General features: G+C 72.6%; 4 protein-coding genes. 3 read left to right on the top strand and 1 reads right to left on the bottom strand.

Going from position 1 to position 7005, the window contains the following annotated elements; translation table 11 throughout:
• Positions 1–386 precede the first annotated feature (386 nt).
• The gene (locus C2L58_RS37070; RefSeq protein ID WP_103342308.1) at positions 387–2000 is read left to right on the top strand and encodes a long-chain fatty acid--CoA ligase; all 1614 of its coding nucleotides are present in this window, start codon (positions 387–389) and stop codon (positions 1998–2000) included.
• A gap of 6 nt (positions 2001–2006) precedes the next feature.
• On the opposite strand, the gene C2L58_RS37065 is transcribed toward C2L58_RS37070, so the two are convergent.
• Entirely contained in the window at positions 2007–3695 is a 1689-nt protein-coding gene (locus C2L58_RS37065) for a helix-turn-helix domain-containing protein (RefSeq protein WP_103342307.1), read from the bottom strand.
• A 146-nt stretch (positions 3696–3841) separates the two neighbouring features.
• On the opposite strand from C2L58_RS37065, the gene C2L58_RS37060 reads away from it, so the two are divergent.
• Positions 3842–5245 (top strand): MFS transporter, encoded by a 1404-nt coding sequence (locus tag C2L58_RS37060; RefSeq protein WP_103342306.1) that lies wholly within the window; start codon positions 3842–3844, stop codon positions 5243–5245.
• Positions 5242–6846, top strand: a complete 1605-nt coding sequence (locus C2L58_RS37055; RefSeq protein ID WP_103342305.1) for a tannase/feruloyl esterase family alpha/beta hydrolase — start codon at positions 5242–5244, stop codon at positions 6844–6846. Before C2L58_RS37060 ends, C2L58_RS37055 begins: the two co-directional genes overlap by 4 nt.
• Positions 6847–7005: the final 159 nt, after the last annotated feature.

Here is a 7005-nt window from a genome sequence, read left to right as displayed (position 1 = left end):
CGGTGCCGACCGCCCCCATCGCGACGGACGCCCAGTCGCCGCTTTCGATGGCCGACTTCAGGTCGTTCGCCGACTCCAGCAGCGAGATGCCCGAATACGCCTTCGTGGAATCCTTCGTCTCCGCCACCAGCGGGTTCGCCACGGCACCACCCTCTTTTCACCGAGTGTTGGCCCAAAATTAGCAGCGCCGGATCGGGCTCCGGTGGTACTCGCACCCCGCTGCCCGAAAATCCGCGATCGCTGTCCGGGGCGGGCAACGGTCTCCGACGTGGAGGTGATCACCACCGGGGCGGGCGGACGAGTGGGCGGTTCTGACCTCTCTTCCCCGCGGAGACCGCTCTTAAAGTCACTCGCGACCCGAAGATCCCCCGACCGGAAGAGGCGCCATGGACGGGCTGATGCAGCCACGGCCGCTCACCCTCGCCCACATCCTGGAGCGTGCCGAGCGGCTCTACGCGCACAAGGAAGTCGTCACGGCCGGCGGCGAGCGGCTGACGTACGCCGAGGTGGCCGGCGAGACCCGGCGCCTCGCCACCGCGCTCGACGCCCTCGGCGTCCCGGCCGGCGCCCGGGTCGCGACCTTCGCGAGCAACCACCGCCGGCACCTCGAGCTCTACCTGGCCGTGCCGGTGACCAAGCGGGTGCTGCACCCGGTCAACATCCGGCTGCCCGCGGAGCACCTCGAGTACATCGTCGAGCACGCCGAGGACGACGTGGTGTTCGTCGATCGGGCGCTGCTGCCGCGGATCTGGCCGAGCGCCGCACGCCTGCCGCGGGTGCGGTACTGGGTGGTGCTGCCGGACGACAGCGACGAGCCGATCCCGGCGGACCCCCGCGTCCGGCACTACGACGACCTGGTCTCCGCGGCGGCGCCGTTCACCGGCTCGTTCGAGGACACCTTCACGCTCGCGGACGAAAACCTCGCGTCCGGGCTGTGCTACACCTCGGGGACGACCGGACCGCCCAAGGGCGTGCTCTACAGCCACCGCTCGACGGTCCTGCACGGCCTCGGGACACTCGCCGCGGGCCTCGTCGGCCTGTGCGAAAGCGACGTCGTGCTGCCGATCGTGCCCATGTTCCACGCCAACGCCTGGGGCCTGCCCTACGGCGCGATGCTGACGGGCGCTTCCCTGGTGCTGCCCGGCCCGTCGGCGGACCCGGACCACCTGCTGCGGCTGATGGCGGCCGAGCGGGTCACGGTCGCCGGCGCCGTCCCCACGGTCTGGACGAGCATGGCCCCCGGGCTGCGGGACCACGACCTGAGCGCCACGCGGTTCCTGCTCGGCGGCGGCTCGGCCGTCCCGTCGGCGCTGTCGGAGACCTACCGCGCCGCGATCGGCGTGCCCATCACGCATTCCTGGGGGATGACGGAGGTCAGCCCGGTCGGGGCCATCGGCGGCACGCGCACCCAGCACCGGGACGCGTCCGCGGCGGACCAGGTGGCCGTGCGGGCCGCCCAGGGCCAGCCGCTGCCGCTGGTGAACGTGCGGATCGTCGACGTCGAGACCGGTCGCGAGCTGCCCCGCGACGGGGACGCCGTCGGCGAGCTGCAGGTCGCGGGTCCCTGGGTGGCGGGCGGCTACTACCGGGTGCCCGCCGACGGCAGCTTCACCGACGACGGGTGGCTGCGCACCGGCGACCTGGCCACCATCGACGCCGAGGGCTACCTGCGGCTGGTGGACCGGATGAAGGACCTGATCAAGTCCGGCGGCGAGTGGATCTCCTCGGTCGAGCTCGAGGGCGCCATCACGGCCCACCCCGACGTCGTCGAGGCGGCGGTGATCGCCCGGCCGGACCCGCGGTGGATGGAACGCCCGGTGGCGTACGTCGTGCTGCGCGAGGGCAGTGCACTGGGGGCCGAGGAACTGCTGGCGCACCTCACGCCGATGGTCGCGAAGTGGTGGCTGCCCGACGAATTCGTCTTCGTGCCCGCGTTGCCGAAGACGGGCACCGGCAAGATCTCGAAGACCGCCCTGCGCGACTCGGTCAGGGTCGGCTGAACCGCCTCAGGACGTGACCGCCCGCAGCTGGTGCAGCCGGAGCCCGAGCTGCAGCTCCAGGTCGTTCTCGTGGCGCCAGTCGGAGCCGAGGACCGTGCCGACCCGGTCGAGGCGCTTGAGCAGCGTGTTGACGTGCAGGTGCAGCGCGCGGGCGGTGGCCGCGACGTTCGCGCGGTGGACGTAGTAGGCGCTGAGGGTGCCGACCAGATCGGTGCCCCGCCGCCGGTCGTACTCCAGGAGCGCGCCGATCGAGCCGGTCAGGAACCGGTCGAGCTCGCCGGCCCGGTCGGGGTCGAACACCATGGCGTACAAGGCGTACTGACGCGTGGTGGCCCCGCCGTCGGTGTGCCCGAGCGCGCGCATCACGGCGCCGCAGCGCCTGGCCAGGGCGAACGCCCGGGCCCAGTCGTGGCCGGCCGCCCGTTCCCCGACGACGAGGACGGGACCGCCCAGCGTCCGCCGCAGTCTGGTGTGGACGTCCGCGACGGTCGCCTCGTCGCCGGCGCCGGGCAGGATCATCGTGGCCCGGCCGAGGTGTTCGCCGGCCAGCCCGGCGCGTTCCCGGGCGACGTCGTGCAGGTGCCGCGCGAGGTCGCCCGGCGGCACCGCGGGGGAGTCCGCGACCAGGACCAGGTCCAGCCGGTCGACGTCGATGGTGCGGGCCCGGGCGCGGGCGCGCTGGGCCGGGCCGATCCCGGGACTGCCGAGCATCAGCTCGGTCAGCAGCTCCCCGCTCAGCCGCTCGCCGGCTTCGGCCACGGCCCGCTCCTTGAGGATGAGCAGGCCGAGGATGTGCGTGGCGCGCTCGAGGGTCCGCAGGTCCGTGTCGTCGCCGGTGCCCGACGGCCTGCTCCACACGAGCGCGCCGAGGTAGCTGTCGCCGGCCTGGACGGCCGCCACGCTGCGGTCGGTCCCGTCGGTGCCGGACGACGTCGTGCAGCGGCCGGTGCGGCGGGCGGCGTCGACGGCGCCGGCCAGGTCCGTCCGGAGTGGACTGTCGGCCCGGTCGAGGAGCGTGATGCTGCCGCCCAGCTGATCGGCGAGGTGCTGCGCCACCTCGCGCGGGGTGCCGCCGTCCAGCACGACCCCGGTCAGCGCTTCGTGGATCGCCTGGGCCCGCTCGATCTTCCCGTACGCGACCCGCAGCTCCCGCAGCGCGGTCCGGCTCGCTTCGTAGAGCCGGGCGTTGTCGAGGGCGACCGCGGCGTGGTCGGCGAACGCGTTCAGCAGCGCGATCTCCTCGGCCTGGAACGACCGTTCGGAGCGGTCCGCGGCGAACAGCGCCCCCACCGCTTCCCCGCGGATGACCAGCGGCACGCCGAGCAGCGCGACCAGCTCCTCGGTGTCGACCAACCGGTCGAAGTTCGGATCGTGCTGGATGAGCGTCGAGGTGGCGTAGTCGCGCACCCAGTGCGGGCTCTTGGACGCCAGCACCTTGCCCCCGAGCCCCACCGTGGCGGGGATGGCCGCCGCGAGGAACTCCGCCGAGATCGTGCCCTCCGACGCGCGGGCCGACAGCCGGCCGTCCGCACCGACCAGCGAGAGGTAGGTGAAGTCCGTGCCGATCAGGTCGTGGGCGTGGTGGACGATCGACTGCAGCACCTCGTCTAGCTCGCCCAGGGCGGTGAGCGACTTGACGGTGGCGTACAACGACGCCAGTTCGCGCTGCCGGCGCGGTTCCGCCGCACTCGTCACGGGGCTGTCCTCCTTCGGCACCGGGTGGGCGAAAGACCCACCGCTGCGGCGGGAGGAGTGGGTGGTCCACACCTCAGGCTGCAGCGTAACGGCGCCCTACCATCACCGCCAGCACCTGCCGGACCTCAGCGACGAAGGCGGCACCCATGGCCATTCCGCTCACCCAGCCCGAAGGGCAGTCCGGCACCGGCGTGCCCGCGACCCCGCGCCGGGCCTTCCGCAAACTGCTGGCGGCCGGGCTCGTCGGCAGCTCGATCGAGTGGTACGACTTCTTCCTCTACGGCACCGCGGCCGCGCTGGTGTTCCCCAAGGTGTTCTTCCCGCACGCCTCGGCGCTGACCGGGACCTTGCTGGCCTTCAGCACGTTCTGGGCCGGGTTCGTGGCGCGGCCGATCGGCGGGGTGCTGGCCGGGCACCTCGGGGACAAGTACGGGCGCAAGCCGGTGGTCGTCGCCTGCCTGGCGGTGATGGGGGCCGCGACCTTCCTGATCGGCTGCCTGCCCACCGCGGCGAGCGTCGGCGCGCTGGCCCCGACGCTGCTGGTGATCCTGCGGTTCGTCCAGGGCCTGGCGACCGGCGGGCAGTGGGGCGGCATCGTGCTGCTGCTGACCGAATCCGCCAGCCCGAAGCGGCGCGGCTTCGCCGGGACCTTCGGGCAGACGAGCGTGCCGGTGGCGGTGATCGTGTCCAACCTGATCTTCGTCGCCACCAGCGGGCTGATGCCGGACGCCGCCTTCCTCAGCTGGGGCTGGCGCATCCCGTTCCTGCTGAGCGTCGTGATGTTCGGGGTGGTGCTCTACATCCAGGCCAAGGTGGAGGACACGCCGGAGTTCCGGCAGCTGCAGGAAGCCGTGGCGGACCAGGACGCCCCGGTGGTCCGGGCGCCGATCGCCCAGGTCCTGCGCAGCAAGTGGGGGACCATCCTGCTCGGCTGCGGGCTGCTCTCGGCCACCAACAGCCTGTTCTACGTCAGCATTTCCGGCTTGCTCAGCTACGGCACCGGCACCCTCAAGCTCCAGCGCGACTCGCTGCTCGCGGTGGTGCTGCTCAGTTCCGCGGCGATGCTCGCGACCATTCCCTGGTCCGGGTACCTCTCGGACAAGGTGGGCCGCCGCCCGCTGATCCTGATCGGCGGCCTGGGTGTCGCCCTCTGGGCGTTCCCGTACTTCGGGCTCGTCGGCACCGCGTCCCTGCCGCTGATCTTCGTCGCGGTGGCGGTGGGGTTCGTGTTCCAGTGCCTCACCTACGGCCCGATCGCGAGCTTCCTCGGCGAGCTCTTCGCCCCCAACGTCCGCTACTCGGGTGCGTCGCTGGCCTACCAGCTGTCCGCGATCATCGTCAGCGGTGGCACGCCGTTCCTGATGACCGCCCTGATCGCCGGGACCGGGAGCACGTGGCCGGTCGCCGTCTACATCACGGCGATGGGGTTGATCACCTTCGCCAGCGCGTGGTTCCTGCCCGAGACGAACCCGGCCGAGGTCCGGGCCGACCCGGACGCCGTCCCGGGCGCGCACCTCCACCAGCCGTCCGACGCGGAGGGGATCCGATGAGGGAGACGCTCCGGCTCGCCGTGACGGCGGCCTTGGTGCTGGCGGCGACCGCCCCCGCGACCGCCGCCGCGGCTCCGGCGGCCCCGGACTGCGCCGGCCTGGCCGGACTGCGGATCCCGGCGTCGGTGCTGAGCCTGCCGACGACCGGCGGGCTCGTCACCGCGGTTTCCGTCGTACCCGGGGAATCCTGCCGGGTCGACGCCGAACTCCACCCGGTCGATCCGGCCGCGCCGGACATCAAGCTGCGCGTCGCCCTGCCCCTGGCGTGGAACCACAAGGCGCTGATGTTCGGCGGCGGCGGGTACAACGGCACGATCCCCGACGTGGCGGCGAACGTGCCGTTCGGCCCCGCCGACCGGCCGACGCCGCTGGCCCGCGGCTACGCGACCTTCGCGAGCGACTCCGGCCACCAGCAGAACCCGGCGTCCCCGCCGTCGCTGGACGGGTCGTTCGGCGCGAACGACGAGGCGTTGATCAACTTCGCCGCGGGCGACGCGTTGAAGAAGACGCGGGACGCGAGCCTCTTCCTCATCCGGCGCGCGTATGCGGCGACACCCACCGAAGTCTTCTTCGCCGGCGGCTCGACCGGCGGCCGCGAGGCACTCGTCGTCGCCCAGCGCTGGCCGTCCGCCTTCGACGGCGTGATTTCCGCCTACCCGGCCTGGAACAACATGGCCGAGATCCTCGACCTGGGCTACCTGACGCAGGTCCTCTCGCGCCCGGGTGCGTTCCCCGGGCCCGCGAAGCAGACGCTGCTCTACGAGAGCGTCATCAAGGCGTGCGACGGCTTGGACGGCGTGACCGACGGAGTCGTTTCGAACCCGGGAGGCTGCCGCTTCGATCCGCGCGTGCTCCGCTGCCCGGGCGGGGCCGACACCGGCCCGGCGTGCCTGTCGGACCCGCAGATCGGGGCGGTGACCGCCATGTCTTCGCCGTTCCGGTGGCCGTACCGGATCGCCAGCGGCGAGACGGAGTACCCGGGCTTCCCGTTCCTGTCGGGGGCGGACATGCGGACGCCGTTCCTCGGCTTCGGCACCACCGCACCGGCCGACCCGATGCCGGTGACCAGCGGGTACGGGATGCAGTACTGGGATCAGTGGGTCAAGTACTTCCTGACCCGGGATCCGGCCCACCGGGCCCTGGACGTCGATCCCCGGCACCCCGGCAAGTGGCTCGGCCGGATCAGCGCGCTGTCGTCGATCGAGGACCGCAACCACGCGGACCTGCGCCCGTTCGCCCGCGCGGGCGGCAAGCTGATCCTCCTGCACGGCGCGGCGGACGAGCTGGTTTCCCCGTACTCGACGAGCGACTACTACGAGCGGGTCCGTTCGGTCGTGGGACCTCGGACGACCGACGGGTTCCTGCGGTACTACGTCGTGCCGGGCGCCAACCACGCCAACTTCGGCACACCGGCATTCGCGGCCGGCTGGGACTCGCTCACGGCCCTCGAGCGGTGGGTCGAGAACGGCCGGGCCCCGGCGGGTCAGGTGGTCACCGACTTGGCCCACCAGCGAACCCGGCCGCTGTGCGCTTATCCGGAGTGGCCCCGGTACCGCGGCGGCGATCCGAACAGTGCGGCGAGTTTCGCCTGCGCCCGTTGACCGGCGGCGCACGGTCAAGTAGCGGGGGGCCGGCCGCCTGATCGGCACGGTGGCGGCGGTCTGCGGGCCCGTCTCGTCGGCACGAGAGCCGGCGGGGCGGGCCTGCGGCCGTTGACCGGCAGCGGGCTTCAAGCTTGTCCGCGCTCCTCGAAGACGGAC

It is taken from the genome of Amycolatopsis sp. CA-126428, assembly GCF_002904335.1.
Taxonomy (GTDB): Bacteria; Actinomycetota; Actinomycetes; order Mycobacteriales; family Pseudonocardiaceae; genus Amycolatopsis.
Note: the sequence above shows the minus strand (reverse complement) of the source record. Positions and strands in the feature narration are given on the sequence as shown.

Bases quoted from the DNA above. Each gene is read 5' to 3' on its own strand.
- C2L58_RS37070 (WP_103342308.1), top strand. From the start codon at position 387: ATGGACGGGCTGATGCAGCCACGGCCGCTCACCCTCGCCCACATCCTG.
- C2L58_RS37060 (WP_103342306.1), top strand. From the start codon at position 3,842: ATGGCCATTCCGCTCACCCAGCCCGAAGGGCAGTCCGGCACCGGCGTG.
- C2L58_RS37055 (WP_103342305.1), top strand. From the start codon at position 5,242: ATGAGGGAGACGCTCCGGCTCGCCGTGACGGCGGCCTTGGTGCTGGCG.